Source organism: Nonomuraea fuscirosea, from assembly GCF_003001935.1.
Classification (GTDB): Bacteria; Actinomycetota; Actinomycetes; order Streptosporangiales; family Streptosporangiaceae; genus Nonomuraea; species Nonomuraea fuscirosea.
The window spans coordinates 130255-149537 of the sequence record NZ_PVNG01000022.1 but is presented as its reverse complement, the minus strand read 5'-3'; the positions used below and the strand labels follow the sequence as shown (position 1 = coordinate 149537).

18 protein-coding genes and 1 tRNA gene are annotated in these 19283 nt (G+C 71.5%); 14 read left to right on the top strand and 5 right to left on the bottom strand.

From position 1 onward, the window contains the following. The first annotated feature begins 43 nt into the window (after positions 1-43). From B0I32_RS41480 to B0I32_RS41440, 9 genes are all read left to right on the top strand, one after another. Positions 44-682: a pyridoxamine 5'-phosphate oxidase family protein gene (locus B0I32_RS41480; RefSeq protein ID WP_106249058.1), complete on the top strand. Its 639-nt coding sequence runs from the start codon at positions 44-46 to the stop codon at positions 680-682. Between the two features lie 86 nt (positions 683-768). Next, positions 769-3198: a serine/threonine-protein kinase gene (locus tag B0I32_RS41475; RefSeq protein ID WP_106249056.1), complete on the top strand. Its 2430-nt coding sequence runs from the start codon at positions 769-771 to the stop codon at positions 3196-3198. A 109-nt stretch (positions 3199-3307) separates the two neighbouring features. Continuing rightward, positions 3308-5005, top strand: coding sequence for a serine/threonine-protein kinase (locus B0I32_RS41470; RefSeq protein ID WP_106249055.1), 1698 nt, complete (start codon positions 3308-3310; stop codon positions 5003-5005). Between the two features lie 23 nt (positions 5006-5028). Beyond that, positions 5029-6411, top strand: a complete 1383-nt coding sequence (locus tag B0I32_RS41465; protein WP_106249053.1) for a protein kinase family protein — start codon at positions 5029-5031, stop codon at positions 6409-6411. Between the two features lie 115 nt (positions 6412-6526). Beyond that, positions 6527-7687 (top strand): DUF2510 domain-containing protein, encoded by a 1161-nt coding sequence (locus B0I32_RS41460; protein WP_106249052.1) that lies wholly within the window; start codon positions 6527-6529, stop codon positions 7685-7687. Positions 7688-7755: 68 nt separating this feature from the next. Further along, positions 7756-8349, top strand: a complete 594-nt coding sequence (gene orn / locus B0I32_RS41455; protein WP_106249050.1) for an oligoribonuclease — start codon at positions 7756-7758, stop codon at positions 8347-8349. A 68-nt stretch (positions 8350-8417) separates the two neighbouring features. Continuing rightward, a tRNA-His gene (locus B0I32_RS41450) sits at positions 8418-8493 on the top strand. A gap of 156 nt (positions 8494-8649) precedes the next feature. Continuing rightward, positions 8650-8874 carry a helix-turn-helix domain-containing protein gene (locus tag B0I32_RS41445; RefSeq protein ID WP_106249049.1) on the top strand — a complete coding sequence of 75 codons (225 nt, stop codon included), beginning with the start codon at positions 8650-8652 and terminating at the stop codon, positions 8872-8874. 159 nt (positions 8875-9033) lie between these two features. After that, complete coding sequence (locus B0I32_RS41440; protein WP_219912287.1) at positions 9034-10254, top strand: NAD(P)/FAD-dependent oxidoreductase; 1221 nt, start codon at positions 9034-9036, stop codon at positions 10252-10254. A 6-nt stretch (positions 10255-10260) separates the two neighbouring features. Here B0I32_RS41440 and lat read toward each other — a convergent pair whose 3' ends face one another. The 4 genes from lat to B0I32_RS41420 form a co-directional block, all read right to left on the bottom strand. Continuing rightward, positions 10261-11529 carry an L-lysine 6-transaminase gene (lat, locus tag B0I32_RS41435; RefSeq protein WP_106249046.1) on the bottom strand — a complete coding sequence of 423 codons (1269 nt, stop codon included), beginning with the start codon at positions 11527-11529 and terminating at the stop codon, positions 10261-10263. A 65-nt stretch (positions 11530-11594) separates the two neighbouring features. Then, positions 11595-12137 (bottom strand): HdeD family acid-resistance protein, encoded by a 543-nt coding sequence (locus tag B0I32_RS41430; protein ID WP_106249045.1) that lies wholly within the window; start codon positions 12135-12137, stop codon positions 11595-11597. An 87-nt stretch (positions 12138-12224) separates the two neighbouring features. After that, positions 12225-12872 (bottom strand): PAQR family membrane homeostasis protein TrhA, encoded by a 648-nt coding sequence (gene trhA, locus B0I32_RS41425; protein WP_106249043.1) that lies wholly within the window; start codon positions 12870-12872, stop codon positions 12225-12227. A 52-nt stretch (positions 12873-12924) separates the two neighbouring features. Beyond that, positions 12925-14436, bottom strand: coding sequence for a penicillin-binding transpeptidase domain-containing protein (locus B0I32_RS41420; RefSeq protein WP_181308358.1), 1512 nt, complete (start codon positions 14434-14436; stop codon positions 12925-12927). 72 nt (positions 14437-14508) lie between these two features. Here B0I32_RS41420 and B0I32_RS41415 point away from each other — a divergent pair, with 72 nt between their 5' ends. The 5 genes from B0I32_RS41415 to B0I32_RS41395 all read left to right on the top strand — a co-directional run bounded on the left by B0I32_RS41415 (position 14509) and on the right by B0I32_RS41395 (position 18575). Continuing rightward, positions 14509-15330: a spermidine synthase gene (locus tag B0I32_RS41415; protein WP_181308378.1), complete on the top strand. Its 822-nt coding sequence runs from the start codon at positions 14509-14511 to the stop codon at positions 15328-15330. Between the two features lie 175 nt (positions 15331-15505). Further along, positions 15506-16456, top strand: coding sequence for an SPFH domain-containing protein (locus B0I32_RS41410; protein WP_106249040.1), 951 nt, complete (start codon positions 15506-15508; stop codon positions 16454-16456). Next, complete coding sequence (locus tag B0I32_RS41405; protein ID WP_106249038.1) at positions 16456-16722, top strand: type II toxin-antitoxin system antitoxin; 267 nt, start codon at positions 16456-16458, stop codon at positions 16720-16722. Before B0I32_RS41410 ends, B0I32_RS41405 begins: the two co-directional genes overlap by 1 nt. Continuing rightward, complete coding sequence (locus B0I32_RS41400; RefSeq protein WP_106249036.1) at positions 16697-17338, top strand: GPP34 family phosphoprotein; 642 nt, start codon at positions 16697-16699, stop codon at positions 17336-17338. The genes B0I32_RS41405 and B0I32_RS41400 overlap by 26 nt, the downstream gene beginning before the upstream one ends. 16 nt (positions 17339-17354) lie before the next feature. Beyond that, complete coding sequence (locus tag B0I32_RS41395) at positions 17355-18575, top strand: DUF418 domain-containing protein (RefSeq protein ID WP_106249035.1); 1221 nt, start codon at positions 17355-17357, stop codon at positions 18573-18575. Positions 18576-18614: 39 nt separating this feature from the next. On the opposite strand, the gene B0I32_RS41390 is transcribed toward B0I32_RS41395, so the two are convergent. Continuing rightward, the gene (locus B0I32_RS41390) at positions 18615-19283 is read right to left on the bottom strand and encodes a response regulator transcription factor (protein ID WP_106249033.1); all 669 of its coding nucleotides are present in this window, start codon (positions 19281-19283) and stop codon (positions 18615-18617) included.

Below are 19283 nucleotides of genomic sequence, written 5' to 3'. Positions count from 1 at the left end.
GTGGCCCTACAGCGTAGGTCCACTTCGTGGTTACGGTCGAATCATGCTCTCCACCACTCCCCGTACGACGCTGGGGCGCTCGAAGGAGCGCGGCAGCACCGACCGCGACGACCTGTACGAGGTGCTCGACAGCGGCCTCATCTGTCACCTGGGCGTGATCGTGAACGGCCATCCCATGGTCGTGCCGACCGGCTACGGCCGCATCGGCGAGACCCTCTACCTGCACGGCTCCACCGGCGCCTCGTCGCTGCGCGCGGGCGAGGGCACCGACGTCTGCGTCACCGTCACCCACCTTGACGGCATCGTGCTGGCCCGCTCGATCTTCCACCACTCGGTCAACTACCGCTCGGCGATCGTCTACGGCCGGGCCAGGCTGGTGACGGACGAGGACGAGCGGATGGAGGGGCTGCGGGCGCTGGCCGAGCGGCTCGCGCCGGGCCAGTGGGACTACGTGCGCAAGCCGAACCGCAAGGAGCTGGCCGCCACGGCGGTGCTGGCGCTGCCGCTGGACGAGGCCTCGGTCAAAGTGCGCAGGGGCGGTCCGGTGGACGAGGAGGAGGACTACGACCTGCCGGTATGGGCCGGGGTGTTGCCGCTGGTCACGTCGTGGGGCGAACCCGAGCCGGATTCGGTGCTCCCAGAAGGTATCGGTGCGCCTGTTCACATCCTCCATCGGGAGTAGTTCCATGAATCCGGAACCACCTGGAAAACCCCAGCCCATGATCACGCGTCTCATCAGGTGGGCCGGCTCCTGATGGGAGAGCGGATATGCAGTGGAGTGCTCCCGGTTACACGGAGATCAAGCAGCTCGGGGCGGGTGCCAGCGGGCGCGTCGTCCAGGCTGTGCACGACGACACCGGGGTCAGGGTGGCGATCAAGTACCTGTCCGAGGAGTTGCGGCGTGATCCGGCCGCGCTGGCCAGGTTCCAGTCGGAGGCGCGGCTGCTGACCACGCTGCGCGATCCGAACATCGCCACGATGTGGGAGTACGTCCAGGACTTCGGCGGCGCGGCCATCGTGATGGAGCTGGTCAACGGCGTCTCGCTGCGGGCGCTGCTGCGCGAGAACGGCACCACCGAGCCGGAGGCGGCGCTGGTCGTGCTCAAGGGCTCGCTGCTGGGGCTGGCCAAGGCGCACGAGATGGGGCTGGTCCACCGGGACTACAAGCCGGAGAACGTGATCGTCCGCGACGACGGGGTCAGCAAGCTGGTCGACTTCGGCATCGCGGTCAGGCAGGGCACGACCGCGCGGCCGGAGGGGACGCCGCCTTACATGGCGCCCGAGCTGTGGGAGGGACAGCCTGCCTCGCCGGCCACCGACGTGTACGCGGCCACGGCCGTCTTCTTCGAGTGCCTGACCGGGCACCGGCCCTACCGCTCCACGGAGCCGAGCGTGCTCGGCTACCAGCACGTGCACGCCCCCGTGCCCTTCCACGACGCGCCCGAGCCGGTGCGCGAGCTGGTGCGGCGCGGGCTGGCCAAGGATCCGGCGCGTCGGCCCGGCGGGGCGACGGCGTTCGTGGCCGAGTTGGAGGCGGTGGCCAGGGCGGCGTACGGGGAGGACTGGGAGGAGCGGGGCAGGCGCCGGCTGGCCGCGCTCGTGGCGCTGCTCGCGCTGCTGTTACCGACCCCGCAGACCGCACCCGCGCCCGAGGTGGCCACGTCGCTGGCCAGAACGGTCTTCCGCGGGCTGCGCGCGAACACGCGGCGGCTGGCCATGGGCGGCGCGGTGGCCTCGGCGGCGGCCGTGGCGGTGGTGGTCGTGCTGGTCAACCGGCAGCCGCCGCCGGAGCGGCCGGTCGGAGCGGCGGCCGCGGTGCCGCCCAGCCTGGTCGAGACGGCGCCGGTCGCCGATCCGACGACGTCCGATCCCGCGCCGGCCACCGAACCGGAGTCCGATCCCGGCACCGATACCGGCCCGGATTCAGGCCCCGGCGTCGATCCCGCCGCCGAGCCGGGGACCACGCCGCAGGCCGTCCCGCAGGACCCGCCCGAGGCCGACCGCCCTGAGCAGGAGCCGACCGGGCAGGCCACCCAGCCGACCAGCACCGGCACGGGCAGCGGCACCCCGAGCGTGACGCCCACGTCCGCCACACCGACCCCCACCCCCACGCCCACGCCCACGCCTTCCGAGCCGGAGCCGAGCACGCCGCCGGCCGCCTCGGTGCTGGGAGTGAGCGTGGGCGGCATCACGCTCGGCGAGAACGACGTCGCCCGCAGCACGGTCACGTTCCGCACGAACGGCGCCGGCGCGGTCACCGTCACCGCCACCTGGGCGGCGCCCGGCACGGACGGCAGGACCCAGCGCCTGCGCCTCAGCGGCGCCACCTCCTACACCCGCACGCTGAGCTGGCGGATCGGCGAGCGTCCCTGCGGCAGCACGGTCACGCTGAGCGTCGCCACCTCACCGGCGGCCCCCGGCGGCACCAGGACGGCCTCCCTGTCCGTGCCGGCCTGCCCGGCCAGAGTGACCGCACTCAGCGTCGCCCTCGGCCTGCCCGAGGCGCCCGGCCGCACGGCCACCGCCCGGGTCAGGCTCACCGCGAGCGGCGCCGGCGCGATCCCGGTCGAGGCCAGGTTCGCGGTCGACGGCGAGGGGGCGGGCACCCGCGAGGCGACCCTGTCCGGCCGCACCTCCTATTCCAGGGCCTTCACCCACACGTTCAGGTCCCGTCCCTGCGGCTCGACGCTGTCGGTGCGGGTGAGCGCGGGCGGCAGGACCGACACGGCGCGGGTCTCGGTGCCGTGCCCGCCGCAGGTGCGGCGGGTGGCGATCGTCGCGGCGGGCGCGCGGGCCGGCGGGGTCTCCACGCAGGTCAGGGTCACCACGGCGAACACCCAGCCGGTACGGCTCACCGTCAGGCTCGCGGCCGGCGAGGGGGCCGACACGCGCACGGTGACCCTGTCGGGCGCGACCTCCTACAGCCGGTCGTTCGCCTACCGGGCCAAGCTGCCCTGCGGCTCGAAGTGGTCGGTGACGGCCGCCACCGACCCGGCCGCGGCCGGCGGGAGCGCCGGTCGCAGTGGCGCCACCCCGGCGTGCCAGGAGGAGGAGCCGCCCAAGGAGCCACCGAGCGACAAGCCGGTGGAGCAGCCGCGGGACACGCCCAGCGAGGAACCGCAGGAGCCCACGAAGGAGACGCCGCGGGCGACGCCGAAGATCACACCGAGGCCCGAGTCTCCCGGTACCGTTGGGTGACATTTCCCCGCTTGTCTGAATAACGGTAGCGGGAAAGCGGCTCCCTCTGGTTAAGCTACGGACCGTTTGATGAGGGTGGGGGCCCTAGTGACTCCAGAGGAGAACCGTTATGTACGGTGATGGGCCGTGGGGGGTCCCGGGCTACACCGAGGTCCGCGAGCTGGGCTCGGGGGCCGCGGGCCGGGTGGTCCTGGCCAGGCGTGACTACGACGGCGCCGAGGTGGCGATCAAGTACCTCAGCGACGAGCTGAGAGCCGACGTCGGGTTCGTGGCCAGGTTCCGCCACGAGGCCAGGCTGCTGGCGACGTTACAGAGCGCGTACCACGCCAGGCTGATCGACTACGTCGAGGCCGGGCAGGGCGCGGCGATCATCATGGAGCTGATCAACGGCGTGTCGCTGCGCGAGCTCCTGCGCTCCGAGGGGCCCACGGGGCCTGAGGCGGCGCTGACGGTGCTCAAGGGCTCGCTGCAGGGTCTCGCCTCGGCGCACGCCATCGGGGTCGTGCACCGCGACTTCAAGCCCGAGAACGTCATGGTCCAGCACGACGGCGTCACCAAGCTGGTGGACTTCGGCATCGCGGTCAGGACCGGCGAGCACGCGAGCGCCGCGGGCACGCCGCCGTACATGGCGCCCGAGCAGTGGGCGGGCAAGCCCGCGGGCCCCGCGACCGACGTCTACGCGGCCACCGTCGTGTTCTTCGAGTGCCTGACCGGCACCCGCCCCTTCCGCGCCCCCAACCTCGCCGCCCTGGCCCACCAGCACCAGGCCGTGGCCCCGCCGACCGAGGAGATCCCCGGGCAGCTGCGCGACCTGGTCGAGCGCGGCCTGGCCAAGGACCCGGCGGAGCGGCCGCCGTCGGCGGAAGCGTTCCTGACCGAGCTGGAGGCCGTCGCGGCGCAGGCGTACGGGCCCGACTGGGAGGAGCGCGGGCGCCGCCGCCTGGCCGCCCTCGCCGGCCTGCTGGTGCTGCTCTTCCCGACCGCGCTGGAGGAGCCCGCGCAGACGGAGACCGCGCTCGCCGAGACGGACTTCGACGAGCCGCCGAGCGTCCTGAGCAAGCTGCCGGTCAAGATCGCCCTGGCCACGGCCACGGCGGGCGTGCTCGTCGCGGCCGTGGTGATGTTCGTCAGCACCGGATCCGACGAGCCGGTGCTCCAGGCGCAGACCACCCAGGTCACGCCGACCACGTCCGAGCCCGAGCCGGCCGTCGAGCAGACGCCGGACGAGGCCACCGAGGAGCCGGAGGAGGAGGCGGTGCCCACTCCGGAGGAGACCACCTCCGCGCCCGTCCCGACGGCCACGGAAAGCGCCGCTCCCCCGGTCGTACGGCCCACGGCCACCAGGAAGCCGACCCCCACGCCCGCGCGGACGCCGGTCAGGACCAGGAAGCCGACCCCCAAGCCCACCACCGCGAAGCCCACCGCCACGGAGAGCGAGGAGCCCGAGCTGAACGGCGACGTCTACCGTCCCGACGGCGAGCGGCCGCCCACCTCGGCCGCGCCGAGCGCCACGGCCCCGACCCGGCGGCCGGACCCGATCCCCGACCCGACCACGGCCTCGCCCACCCAGAGCGAGCCCACCTCCACGGGCGGCACGGGAGACGGCGGCCAGGAGCCGCCGCGCCGCGAACCGACGGTGCAGGCCCCTCGGGCCACCGACGGGACCACTGGCGGATCCACTGACGGATCCACTGACGGGGGCGCGGGCGGTGCGCTGATCGGGCTCACCCTGGTGACGACGGGCGCGCTACCGGTCACACTTGCGGTGAGGCGCCGTATGGCGGGACGTCACAGAAGGAAGCGCTAGACGCGCCCGGGGGGCAGACGGCGATGAACAACCCTGACAACGGTATCGCCGGATTCCGGCTCACCGAGCACACCTGGATGACCGAACTCGGCAACTGGATCGACGCCATCTCGCCCGACGGCCGCAGGGCCGGCGCGCTGCTGTTCGACCCGAAGATCGTCGGCTTGCCCGGCGTCCGCGACCGCGTCGTGCAGGCGGTCATGACCGACCAGCGGCTCGTGCTGGCCGGGCTGAGCGGGCTGATCCCGGTGGCGGACGTCGTCGCGGCGGGCGAGCAGGTGTGGCTGCTCACCGCGCAGGCGGTCAGCCCGACGCTGGCCGACCTGCTCGCGGCCGGTCCCGTCGATCCGGGCGGGGCGGCCTCCGCCCTGGTGGAGACCGCCCAGACGCTGCTCGCGCTGCACTCCGCCGGGGTCACGCACGGCTCGGTGCATCCGGGCACGGTGGTCGTCACCTCCGAGGGCGTCTCGTTGCTGTCGGAGCGCGGGCTGTCCGACGCCATCAGGGCGCGGGTCTCTCCGCGCGAACGGGACGCGGCGGGCTGGGCCTCACTGGCCCGCGGCCTGGGCGCCTCCGCCGGCCGGCAGGCCCCCGAGGTGGCCGCGCTGTTCGAACGGGCCGCGAACACGGCCGGCACCCTGGGTCTGGCCGCCGCCCGCGACCTGCTGGTCAACGAGCGCGGCACGCTGCCGGGCGGCCGCATCAGCAGGGACGCCCTGGCGAGTGCGGCGCGCGGCCGGTCGGCGTTCGCCCAGGCGCCGGCCTACGGGCGCGCCTCGGCCGCCCCGCCGGTCGTCCCGCCGAACAGGGACGAGGGCGACATCGTCACGCTGCTGCACGTCCCCGGCCGGTCGACGGGACCGGTTCAGTTCGGGCCGGGGGTCGGGACCCAGCCGCAGGCGCGGGAGCGGCAGGAGACGGAGGCCGAACGGATCTGGCGTGCGGGCCGCGACGAGGCGGCCACCATGCACCGCCCCGGCGGGCGGACCGACCGGGTCTCGCGGGCCAGGCGGCGGCGCACGATCCTGTCGGCGGTCGTGTTCGCGATCGTGATGGCGGGGGCGGTCCTGGCCTGGCTCAAGCTGGGCACCGCGCCGGACCTGGCGGTCATGTCGGTGAACGTGGTGGCGCCGAAGAAGACGCAGGGCTGCGACCGCGCGGTGGTGGTCACCGGCACGGTCGTCACGAACGGGGGGCCGGGCGAGATCACGTACGAGTGGCGCAAGAACCTCGACAAGGAGGTCGTCAAGGGGACGTTACGCACGCAGGCCGACAAGACGTCGTACACGGTGCCGCTGCGGTGGACGCTGCGGGGCAGGAGCAACGTCAAGGCCACGGCCACGCTGCGGATCCTCACGCCGGGGCCGGTGCGCTCGGACAAGGCCACGTTCTCCTACAAGTGCTGACAAGCCTCTGTACGTGCTGACAGGGCCCCGTACGTGCTGACCGGCCGGCCGGGCGGGGACCGCCCGATCGCGCTCAGCAATGCATATCAAAGCGGTTCTTACTAATCTGGCGAACATGACCACGCAGACCCCCGCGGGCTGGTACCCCGACCCCTACGGAGAGCCTCAGCTCCGCTGGTGGGACGGCAGCCAGTGGACGGACGCGCTGCACGCCCAGGAGCCGCAGGGCCAGTCCCGGCAGCCGGCGTCCGGCCCCCAGCCGCAGCCTCCCTCCCAGCCGTCCGCTCAGGCCCCGACACAGTCGTTCCCCCAGCCACCACCCCAGCAGCAGCCCCAGCCGCAGACCGGGCCCGGCTGGGCGGCGACGCCGGCGAACCCCACACTGCAGTTCGGCAACCCCACCTACGGCCAGTCGGCCTACGGCGCCCCCGGCGGGCCCACCCAGTCGTCGGCGCAGCCGCCCACCCAGCAGTGGGGCGGGCCGCTGCCGGGGCCCGGCTACCCGCCGCCGCCCAAGCAGGGCAACCCGCTGCCGTGGGTGTTCGGCGGCCTGGCGGCGCTGGTGGTGCTCGCGCTGATCGTGGTGGCCGGGATCTTCTTCATCAACAGGGACAGCACGGGCGTCGCGTCGCCGCCCCGTGAGACGGCCGAGCCGCGCTTCCCCACCGAGGAGCCTCCGTCCCAGGGGCCGCCGTCGCAGGACCCGCTGCCGAGCCAGGGCGGCGAGTTCCCGCAGCCGGCCGACGGCGTGATCACCGATCCGCGCAGCGGGCTGGCCTTCAAGGTGCCCAGCGGCTGGGAGGTGGCCGCGGTCAACGCGGTCAACAACGGCAGGCCGACCGAGCAGCAGTGGACGGCCGCGGTCAAGGCGGACGCGCAGGAGAACTACGAGGGCGAGGACGACTGGATCGGCAACGTCTTCACGGGGCTGCTCAACGAGCTCTACCCCTACTCCGGCGCCACGGGTCTCGGCGACACCGCCAAGGCCGTCTTCGTGGACTTCACCACCCGCTACTACGCGCCCGCCCACGAGAGCAAGGTCATCGAGGACAAGGCGATGAAGGTGGGCGACAAGGACGCCTGGCTGTTGCGGTTCGAGCTCGACTTCACCAAGATCTCGGAGGAGAAGGGCTACAAGTGGAAGAAGGAGAACGGGGCGATCGTGCTCGTGGATCGGGGCGACGGGCAGACTCCGGCCATCGCGTACGTCTCCGTTCCCGACAATCTGGGCACCGACGTGGTCGAGCAGGTTCTCGGCTCGCTCAAACCGGCCTGACCGGTGGCACTAGGCTGGTGGGGTAACAAGCGGGCGGATTGCTCCGAGCCGCTGGGCGAGGAGATCGAATGAGTGACGTGCTGGTCTGGATCGACTGTGAGATGACCGGACTCGACCTGGGGCGCGACGCGCTCGTCGAAGTAGCGTGCGTGATCACCGACAGCGAGCTCAACCAGCTGGACGAGGGCGTCGACGTGGTCATCAAACCGCCGCCCGAGTCCCTGGAGCAGATGTCGCAGGTCGTGCGCGAGATGCACACCGCCTCCGGGCTGCTGCCGGAGCTGGCGGGCGGGGTGACGCTGGCGGAGGCGGAGGCGCTGGTGCTCGACTACATCCGCCGCCACGTGCCCGAGCCGAAGAAGGCCCCGCTGTGCGGCAACTCGATCGGCACCGATCGCACGTTCATCTCCCGCGACATGCCCGGGGTGGATTCCTATTTGCACTACCGGATGATCGACGTCTCGTCGATCAAGGAGCTGGTGCGCCGGTGGTATCCGCGGGTCTACTTCGCCGCACCGGAAAAGCAGGGCGGACACCGTGCTCTGGCGGACATCACGGAGAGCATCAGGGAGCTGCGCTACTACCGCGCGGCGATCTTCGTGGGTCAGCCGGGGCCCGATTCGGCGACCGCGAGAGCCCTGGCAGAGCGGGTCAGCGGCTAAACGGGTGGCGTAAAGACTCCCGAATCCCGCTACACTTTTCCTGTGCCACCACGCAGTGGGTGGCCGTGGTGGGTGTAGCTCAGTTGGCAGAGCGCCAGGTTGTGGTCCTGGATGTCGAGGGTTCAAGTCCCTTCACTCACCCCAGCGCGAACGGCCGGTCCTTCGGGACCGGCCGTTTGTCTTTTCTACCGACAACGGCCCCAAATCATGACAATGCGGGTTATGCTCGCTGTCTACCGCTAACGCCGGAAGCACGGGGGCCATCGGCGATCTGACCGTCTGCGCGCCCCCGGAGGCCGGATGAGAGTCGACGACGCAGCGTTCGATAGCGTGTTCACGTCCCTGAGCAAACGCGAAGCCGAGGTCATGGACCTCATTGCGACCGGTCAGTCCAACGGGCAGATCGCGCGGCGGCTGTTTCTCAGCGAGAAGACCGTGAAGAACCACGTCAACCGGATCTACGCCAAGCTCGGCGTCGACTCCCGCGTCACCGCCATCGGGCTGTGGCGCTCACGTCAGGAGTAGCCGCCGGCCCCGGTCACGGGCCTTCTCGCTCCCCCGATCAGGCGAGAGGGCCCTCTTACGTGCGGCGGAGATTTCGTGCCGATCCCGTATTCAGTGGTTTAAGAGATGCTGGCGGTGCCATAGGCATCCATGACGCTGTCGATGGGGAAGGACTTCTTCATGGTGAAGAGAGCGCGGGTCGTCGTCGTGGGCGCGGGTTTCGCGGGGCTGAACGCGACACGGGAGCTGGCCAGGAGCGGAGCGCTGGTCACGGTCGTCGACCGCAACCCCTACTCCACGTTCCAGCCGCTGCTCTACCAGGTGGCCACGGCGGGGATGGGGACGTCCGACGTGTCCTATCCGATCAGGACGTTCGCCGCCAAGTGGCCCAATGTGCGGGCCAGGCGGGCCTCGCTGAGCAAGGTGCTGGCCGACGAGAAGAAGGTCGAGCTGGACGACGGCACCGTGCTCGACTACGACTACCTGGTGCTGGCCACCGGCGTCACCACCAACTGGCTCAACGTGGCCGGCGCGCAGGAGAACGCCCACCCCATCTACTCGCTCAACGACGCCGCCACGCTGCGCCGGCTGATGCAGCACTGCCTGGAGGACACCGCGGCGGGACGGCGTGAGAGCACCCACATCGTGGTGGTGGGCGCGGGCGCGACCGGGGTCGAGATGGCCGGCACGCTGGCCGAGCTGCGGCGGCGCACGGTTCCGCTGACGCATCCCGAGGTGCGGCCGGACCAGACGAGCGTGACGCTGGTCGAGCGCTTCGACTACGTGCTGGCGCCGTACAAGCCGCGGCTGCGCGACTCGGCGGCCAAGGCGCTGCGCAAGCGCGGCGTACGGCTGCGGCTGGGCTCCACCGTGGCCTCCGTCGAGCCGGACGCCGTGGTGCTCAAGGACGGCACCCGGCTGCCGAGCGACGTGACCGTGTGGGCCCTCGGCGTCACCGCGCCGCCCGAGGTGGGCGCCTGGGGGCTGCCGCAGGGCAAGGGCGGCCGGATCACGCTCACCGAGGCGCTCAACGTGCCGGAGCATCCCGAGATCTTCGTCGCCGGGGACCTGTCCGGGCCGCCGGAACCGCTGCCCCAGCTCGCCCAGCCGGCGATCCAGATGGGCAAGCACGTGGGCCGGCAGATCGCCGCGGCGATCCAGGGGCGTCCGCTGCGGCCGTTCTCCTACCAGGATCCGGGGATCATGGCGACGGTGGGCAAGGCGGAGGCCGTGCTGCAGCTGGCCAACGGGCTGACCATGCGCGGGCTGCCCGCCTGGCTGGTGTGGATCTTCATCCACGTGGCGTACCTGCTGGGCGGGCGCAACCGGGTCAGCGTGCTGCTCAACTTCTTCTGGCGCTACGCCGGGCCGCGGCGCACCGCCACCAGCGTCACCCAGTAACCCCGTCTACAGGGCCGCGGACAGGGCGGTCAGGCCGTGGTCGATGTCGGGCTCGGGGATGTTCAGCGCCGGGCGCAGGCGGACGGACCTGGGCCCGCACGGCAGCACCAGCACCCCGTGCTCCTCCCTCAGCCGGGTCACCAGCGCGTCGCGGGCGGCCTGGTCGGGCAGGTCGAAGGCGCACATCAGGCCACGCCCCCGCACGCCGGACAGCGCCTCCGGACGCTCCGCCTCCAGCTTGGTGAGACGTTCGAGCAGCATCTCCCCCACGCTCGCGGCACGGGCGATCAGGCCGTCGCGCTCGATGATCTCCAGGATGCCGCGGCTGCGCACCATGTCCACCAGGCCACCGCCCCACGTCGAGTTGATCCGCCCGCTCTGCTGGAAGACGTTGTCGGGCACCAGGTCCACCCTGCGGCCCGCCATGATCCCGCCGACCTGGACCTTCTTGGCGAAGGCCACCACGTCGGGCTCAAGCCCCAGTTGCTGGTACGCCCACGGCGTCCCGGTCGTGCCGCCGCCGGTCTGCACCTCGTCCAGGATGAACAGGGCGTCGTACTCGTGGCAGAGCCGCTGCATGGCCTGGAGGAACTCGGGCCGCATGTGGTTGTCGCCGCCCTCGCCCTGGATGGGTTCGGCGATGAAGCAGGCGATGTCGTGCGGGTGCCGTTCGAACGCCGCCCGCGCCTGGGCCAGTGCCCGCTCCTCGGCGGCCTCGACGTCGCCGAAGTGGATGGCGGGCACGTCGATGCGCGGCCAGCCGAACGCGGGGAAGCGGTCGGTCTTGCCCGGCTCGGTGTTGGTCAGGCTCAGCGTGTAGCCGCTGCGGCCGTGGAAGGCCTTGGTCAGGTGCAGCACCTGGGTGCCCAGGTCGCGTGATCGGCCCGCGGCCTCGTTGCGGCGGCTCTTCCAGTCGAAGGCGGTCTTCAGCGCGTTCTCGACCGCGAGGGCGCCGCCCTCGACGAAGAACAGGTGCGGCAGGGCCGGGTCGCCGAGCACGCGGGCGAAGGTGTCGACGAAGTCGGCCAGGTGCTCGGTGTAGATGTCGGGGTTGGCCGGCTTGTTGCGGGCCACCTGACCGAGCAGGTGGGTGAAGTCGGGGTCGAAGGGCGGGTTCACGCCCAGCGGGGCCGAGGCGAAGAAGGTGTAGAAGTCGAGGTAGCGGCGGCCGTTCCTGGCGTCGACGAGCCAGGAGCCGTGGCTGAGCTCCAGATCGAGCACGAGCCGGTATCCGTCGACGAGAAGGTGGCGGGCAAGGCGGGCGTGTACGTCCATGGCGCCTCCACAGCGGATCGGGTGCCTGACATTCCTCTTGAAGAATGTCGGCATCCAGACAAAATTTACGGTATACCTGCCCTCGAAGTGAAGTTCTTCACGCGCAGTGACAGGGCGATCATCGCGATGCCGTAGAGGATCGCGAAGACGCCGATCAGCCAGGCCAGGCCGAGCAGCCCCGCGCCGGGCCAGATGAGCAGCAGGACACCGAAGATCACCGACAGGACGCCGCCGACGATGAACATCCACTCGTTGTCGATCACCTTGCGCAGCTGCACGCCCGCCACGATCTCGGCGACACCGCTGAAGACGGCCCAGAAGGCGATGATGTAGAGCAGGGCGACGGCGGTGAGGCCCGGCCAGACGAAGGCCACGATCCCGGCCAGGACGCCGAGGATCCCGGAGATGATCAGCCAGGCGCGTGACCGTGCCCCGTGGCGGAATCCGGCGAACAGCTCGGACGCGCCGCTGACGATGGCGTACACGCCGAAGAAGACCACCAGGACGAGCAGCGTGAGCCCGGGCCAGCTGAGCGCCAGGATGCCGAAGACGATCGCCGCCAGGCCGCGAATGAGCAGCAGCCACCACGAACGAGAGATATCCCCCATACTGGTCTGCCTTTCCGGGAGACGCCCTCGAACAGACCAGCGGCGGGTCAAATGTCGGCGATCGGCCCTTTCATGACCGCCTGGGGGTCAGACGTGGGAGTAGACCACGATCGACACCGCGATGTACTGCACCAGGTACGCGGCGACGGTGAAGGCGTGGAAGACCTCGTGGAAGCCGAACCAGCGGGGCGAGGGATCGGGGCGGCGCAGGCCGTAGACGACGGCTCCGGCCGAGTAGAACACGCCACCGATCGCCACCAGCACGACGGCGGCCAGGCCCGCGCCTTCGAGCAGTTGCGGCATGACGAAGACCGCGGTCCAGCCGAGCGCCAGGTAGAGCACCGTGTAGAGCCAGCGCGGCGCGTTCATCCAGAGCACCCGGAACAGCACCCCGGCCAGGGCGCCGCTCCAGATGATCGAGAGCACCGCGACGCGGGGCGCGCCGTCCAGCGCCAGGAGGGCGAACGGGGTGTAGGTCCCGGCGATGATCAGGTAGATGTTCGCGTGGTCCACCCGGCGCAGGAACTCCGCGAGCCGGGGGCCGAGCTCACCGCGGTGGTAGGTGGCGGAGATGCCGAAGAGCAGGGCCGAGGTGACGGCGTAGACGGCGGCGGCGGCGCGCGCCTGCAAGGTGGGACCGAGCGCCACGAGCACGAACCCGGCGATCAGGGTGACGGGCAGCGCTCCAGTGTGCAACCAGCCTCGCAGCCTGGGCTTCACGGTGATGGTCGTCATGAAACCTACGGTACCGTAGGTTAGCGGACGCTCTCCTTCCGGCCCGGTGGAATCACAGGCCCTTCAGGAAGCGGGCGGCCACCGGGACGGCCGCGGCCCGGCCCGAGCCCCCGTTCCTGATGAAGACGCAGAAGGCCAGGTCGTCGCGGTAGCCGAGGAACCAGGCGTGCGAGGTCTCCCCCTCCACCTCGGCGGTCCCGGTCTTGCCCGCGACCCCCTCGGGCAGCCCTGAGTCGCTGGCGGTGCCGTGGTCGACGACGGCCGTCATCATGTCCCGCAGCGCGGCCACGACCGTCCCGTCCATGACGACGTCGCCGTGCGGGACGCCGTCGATGCGGCGTACCTGCTCCTTCGACAGCAGCCGCGGCGAGCGCCAGGTGCCGCTCTCGACGGCGGCGGCGAGCGCGGCCATGCACAGCGGAGTGGCGACGACCTCGCCCTGGCCGATGACGTCGGCGGCGAGCAGGTCGAGGTCGGTGGTCTCCGGCACGGTGCCGCAGGTCCCGCCGATGCCGGTGGCGATCGGCCGGCCGAAGCCCCACTCGTCCGCCGTCTCGCGCAGGTCGGCCCCCGTCAGCCGCGTGGTGGCCTGCTCGATGAAGGTGGTGTTGCACGAGTGGGCGAAGGCGTCGGTGAACGTGACGACCCCCCGGTCCACCTCGCCGTCGTTCTCGTACAGGCCGTGGAAGGGGATCTGGTACGTGCCCGGGCAGCCGACCTGGGCCGCCGGGTCGAGCCCGCTCTTGAGCAGGGCCGCCGCGGTGATCGTCTTGAAGACGGAGCCGGGCGGGAAGACGTCGCGCACCGCGCTGTAGTTGTCCTTCAGCCGGTCGGCCAGGCCGATGATCTCGCCGGTGCTGGGCCGGATGACGATGATCGTGGAGTCCTCCACGCCGTCCAGCGCCCGCGCGGCCGCCGCCTGGACCGGGCGCGACAGGGTGGTGCGCTCGACGTTCGCCTCGGGCCGCCGGGTCATCAGCTGCCGGTTGGGCTGCCCCGGCGCCTTGGCGACCAGCGCCCAGCCGTGCACGGCCTGCTCGAACTCGGGCTTGAGCGGGTTGAGGTAGGCGTCGGCGTAGCTGTCGTTCGGGATCTTGTCGCCCTCCGCGGTGACCAGTTCGGCCGCCGAGGCGTCGATCTCCGCCAGCTCCAGCGTGCCGCCGTCCTTGAGCAGCGGGTGCAGGGTCTCGGGCGCCCACAGCACCTTCCAGGACCGGTCGCGTACGGCCAGCCGTAAGACGCTGTCGAACGGCCACGCGCCGAACTCCGACAGGTGCCGCACCCCCGCGAACGGCACCTCGGCGCTCTCCTCCCCCGTGCTGTTCAACCTGCCCGGCACGAGTTCGATGGACTCGACGTGCAACTCGTCGCTCAGCGCGCGGTGCCGGACGACGAAGTCGCCGGGAGGCCGGTAGACCAGGCGCGCCATCTCCGTCGCGTCCGCCTCGCGCCAGGCCGCGAAGTACGCGGAGGCCGTCTCCGAGGCGCTGCCCTTGACCCGATTCGACGCCATGACGGCGAAGGCCCCCGCCCCGACTACCGCGACCACGGCGATAACGAGCACAATCAGCCTTCGTCGTCGCATACGGTTTCTCCCAGGAGGGGATCAGACGTGGCACGTGGACAGCGGGAGCCGATGCCTGGCCTGTACCCGGTGACTTTCGGCGAGATCGAGCTGCTCCGGGATCTGGACAGGCAGGACGGCTGGGTGCTGTCCAAGGATGGCGTACCTCAGTCGTATGTAGATCTACAAGACCCGACATTTCTGGAATTTGAGTATGTACGACTCATGGCGGATGTGATCGACCTTTTGCCAGAAGGTCCGCTGAGCTGCGTCCACGTGGGCGGCGGCGCCTGCACGATCCCCCGCTACGTCTCCGCCACCCGCCGCGAGTCCAGGCACATCGTGATCGAGCCGGACGGCCTGCTGGTCAACCTGGTCCGCGAGCAGCTCGATCTGCGCTCGGTCCCCCGGCTGAAGGTCATCGTCGCGGGCGGGCGCGAGGGCACGGCCAAGGTGTGGGACGAGACGGCCGACCTGATCGTCCTCGACGCGTTCACCGGGGCGACGATGCCGGTCGAGCTGGCCACGGCCGAGTACATGGGCGACCTCGCCCGCGTCCTGCGCCCCGGCGGCACCCTGCTGATCAACCTGGCCGACGGCAAGGGCCTCGCCTTCGCCAGGCGGCTGGTGGCCACGGTCACGGGCACGTTCCGGCACGTCGCGCTGCTGGCCGAGCCCGGCATTTTGCGCGGGCGCCGCTTCGGCAACCTCATCGTGGCCGCCTCCCGTACCGAGCTGCCGATGGACCTGCTGACGCGGCGGGCGGCGGGCGGGCTGACCCAGGCGCGCTGCGTCCACGGCGAGGCGCTGACGAACTTCGTCGCCGGCGCGGCCGCCATCAAGGACGGCGACCCGGTCCTCGCCCCGGTCCCGCCTCCCGCCGTCTTCGGCTGACCTCGGCGGGCCTCCTAACCCCGCACCACCTGAGAACCGCCGCTCCCCTGCGCGTGCGCGGCGCTGCCGCCATGCCCGCACAAAGGTCCCACCGAGCCGAGGGCTTCCCTCATCTCTCAAAAAGTGATATCACTTTGCTAGCAAGGTGAAGTCACCATGGAAGGGAGACAGGCCGATGGCGAACACATCGGGCGGGGTCGCGCTCGAAGGCACGGTCGTGGACATGCCGGCGCCCCAGATCAGCGAGCGGCCGCTGCGCGCGGCCAACGGGTTCGTGATGGCGGGCGTGGCGACGGCGCTGGAGCTGGCCGGCATCGCGCTGTTCATCGTCGGGATCGCCGTGCTCGCCACGGACGGCGGGACATTGGGGCTGTGGGCGCTCGTCGTGGGCATCCTGCTGGGGCTCACCGGGTTCTTCCTCTACTTCGGCCTCACCGCGGTGGCGCCGGGCGAGGCCAGGGTGGTGCAGCTGCTCGGCCGCTACATCGGCACCCTGCGCAACCCCGGCTTCCAGTGGATCAACCCGATCACCCAGCGCCGGCGGGTCTCCACCAGGATCCGCAACCACGAGACCGACGTGACCAAGGTCAACGACGCCGACGGCAACCCCATCCAGATCGCGACCGTGGTGGTCTGGCAGGTGGAGGACACCGCGCAGGCGGTCTTCGAGGTGGACGACTTCCTGGAGTTCGTGGCCATCCAGGCCGAGACGGCGGTGCGGCACATCGCGGGCAGCTTCCCGTACGACGCCCACGGCGAGCCCAGGCTGTCGCTGCGCGACAACGCCGAGGAGATCAACGACCAGCTGTCCACCGAGATCGGGATCAGGGTCGCCTCCGCCGGCGTGAAGGTCATCGAGTCCCGCATCATCCACCTGGCGTACGCGCCCGAGATCGCCCACGCGATGCTGCGCCGCCAGCAGGCCGGGGCGGTCGTGGCGGCCAGGCAGCGGATCGTCGAGGGCGCGGTCGGCATGGTCGAGATGGCCCTGGAGAAGCTCGCCGAGCACGACGTCGTCGAGCTCGACGAGGAACGCAAGGCCGCCATGGTGAGCAACCTGCTCGTGGTGCTGGTGGGCGACCGTGACACCCAGCCGGTGGTCAACACCGGCACGCTCTACCAGTAATCACCGTGGAACGTAAGAAGATCCTTCTCCGGCTCGACCCCGTGGTCCACGACGCGCTGGCCAGGTGGGCGTCCGACGAGCTGCGCAGTACGAACTCCCAGATCGAGTTCCTGCTGCGCAGGGCGCTCACCGAAGCCGGCCGGATGCCCGAGGGGGTGGGGCGGATCCGCCCGCGCGGGCGGCCGAAGAAGATCCCCGACGAGAGCCAGGACGAGGGCCAGGACGAACAGGAGCAGGCGGATGGAGACACCGGCGAAGCAGACTGAACCGCTGACCAGGGCGGCCTTCATGCTGGCCTTCGACCTGAGCAAGGAGCGCCTGACCAACCGCGGCGAGCTGGGTTACCTGCTGCGCGCCGCGGCCCTGGCCGAGCTGCTGCTGGCGGGGCACCTGACCGACGAGTCCGGCAAGCCGCGGGCCCGCAGCGCTCCCCGCCACGGCGGGCTGCCGGGCGTCGTGTGGGAGCAGATCTCCACCTCGCCGCCCCGCTCCTGGCGGCACTGGATCCGTAAGGAGAGCGGCAAGGCGGTCCGGCTGGTGCGCGACGAACTGGAGCACGACCGGGTCATCAACGTGGAACGGCGCCGCTTCCTGCTGTTCCCGCTCACCGTGGTCACGCCGCGCAAGGCGTACCTGTGGCGCAGGCTCGCCGAGCGCGTCGGCCAGGCCATCCGCGGCGGCCGGCCGGTCACCCGGATGGAGCAGGACGATCGCGTCCTGGCGGCGCTGGCCGCCGCCGCCCGGATGAAGGTGGTGCTGACCAGGACCGAGTCCTACCGGCACCGCAAGCGGATCGAGCAACTGTCCGAGCCCGTCAAGCCGATCACGACCGCCCTGCGCAAGAACATCGACGCGGCCAGGAGCGCCGCGCAGGCGGGCTGAGCACGCAGGAGGAGAGATGACCACACTGCCCGGGGCTCCCGCCCCGCCAGGCACCACCACCGCCGAGACCGTCCCCGCCCCCGCCCCGCCGGGCCCCACCACCAGCACTGTCCCCACCCCCGCTCCCGCACGGGCGCTCGCCCCTGATCTGGCGCGCGGCGTGATGCTGCTGGCCATCGGGTTCGCGCACGCGCCGCTGTTCGTGACCTCCGTCGATCGCGGCCCGGCGGTGGCCAACGCGATCGCCGACCTCTTCCACGTCCTGTTCGTCGGCAACCACGCGCGGCCGATGTTCGCCTTCCTCTTCGGGTACGCGCTGGTGCAGTTGCTCGACCGGCGGCTCGCCCGCGGCGAGTCCTGGGTGAGCGCCCGCAAGCTGCTGCGCCGGCGGGGCTGGTGGCTGATGGCGATCGGGTTCGCGCACACGGTGGCGCTGGTGCCGATCGACATCCTCGCCGTGTACGGGTTCGGCGCCGTCCTGCTGACCGGCCTGCTGCGGCGGGGCGACAGGGCGCTGCTGTGGACGGCCGGGCTCACGCTGATCCCCGCCACCGCCGTGATCGGGGCCGTGCTGTGGTTCCCGCTGTCGCAGGGCGTGTCCACCTACACCAAGGGCAGCGTCGCGGCCGGCGCCAGGGGCTTCGGCGAGCTGCTCGTGGAGCGGACCCTCGTCTGGCCCTTCAGCGTGCTCTCGGTCATCGTCACGGTCGTGCCGGGGATCGCCCTGGGCATGTGGGCGGCGCGCCGCCGCATCCTGGACGAGCCCGAGCGCCACCGCTCCCTCCTCATCCGCTTCGCGGTGATCAGCACCACTCTGTCCGTCGCCGGGGGACTGCCCGCGGGTCTCCTGCAGATCGGGGTGTGGAACGGCGCGCCGGACGCGGCGGTGTGGGCGGCCGCGATGGCGCAGCCGCTCACCGGGTACGCGGGCGGCATCGGCATGGCGGCGCTCGTCGCCCTGGTCGCGATCCGGGCCTCCCGGAGCAGGGGCCGGCTCACCACGATGGTCGAGGCTCTCGGGCAGCGGTCGATGACCTTCTACCTCTTCCAGTCCGTCGTGTTCGTCCTGGTCTTCTACCCCTACGGTCTGGGGCTGCAGGACGACCTCGGCCTCGCCGCCGCCACCGGCGTGGCGGCGCTGACCTGGCTGGGCTCGCTGGTGCTGGCCGACGTCATGCGGCGGGTACGCCACCGCGGCCCGGCCGAGATCCTGCTCCGCCGCCTGGCCTACCGCTGAGCCGTCCAGGCTACGGATGAGCCGCCTGCCTGGGGCCGGTCACGAGGGCTCCGGCCCCAGGTAGGCCAGCACCGCCGCCACCCGCCGGTGCACGTCGCCGCTGTTCTCCAGGCCGAGCTTGGTGAAGATGGCGTTGACGTTCTTCTCCACCGAGGAGATCGACAGGTGCAGGGCGCGGGCGATGGCCGCGTTGGTCCGGCCGTGGGCCATCTCCCGCAGCACGTCCCGCTCCCTGCCGGTCAGCGCCTCCTGCTGGCCGCGTACGTCGCGCCTGGCCAGCAGCCCCTCGACCACCTTCGGGTCGATCACCGAGCCGCCCGACGCCACCGCCCTGATCGCCCCGAGCAGCTCGTCCAGATCGCCCACCCGGTCCTTGAGCAGGTACGCGTACCCCTCCGTGCCGTGCTTGAACAGCTCGAACGCGAACAGCGCGTCGGCGAACTGCGACAGCACCACCACCCCGACGCCGGGATGCGCGGCGCGGATGCGGTGGGCGGCGTCGATGCCTTCGAAGCCCTGCCGCCACTGCCCGCCCGGCATCCGGATGTCGGTGATCACGACCTCGGGGCCGAGCCTGCGTACGGCGTCCATGAGCTCGTCGGCGTCGCCCACCGCGCCCACGACCGTCACCTCGCCGGACATCTCCAGCAGCCGCCTGGTGCCCTCGCGTACGAGGTAGTGGTCGTCCGCCACCACCGTGCGGATCAT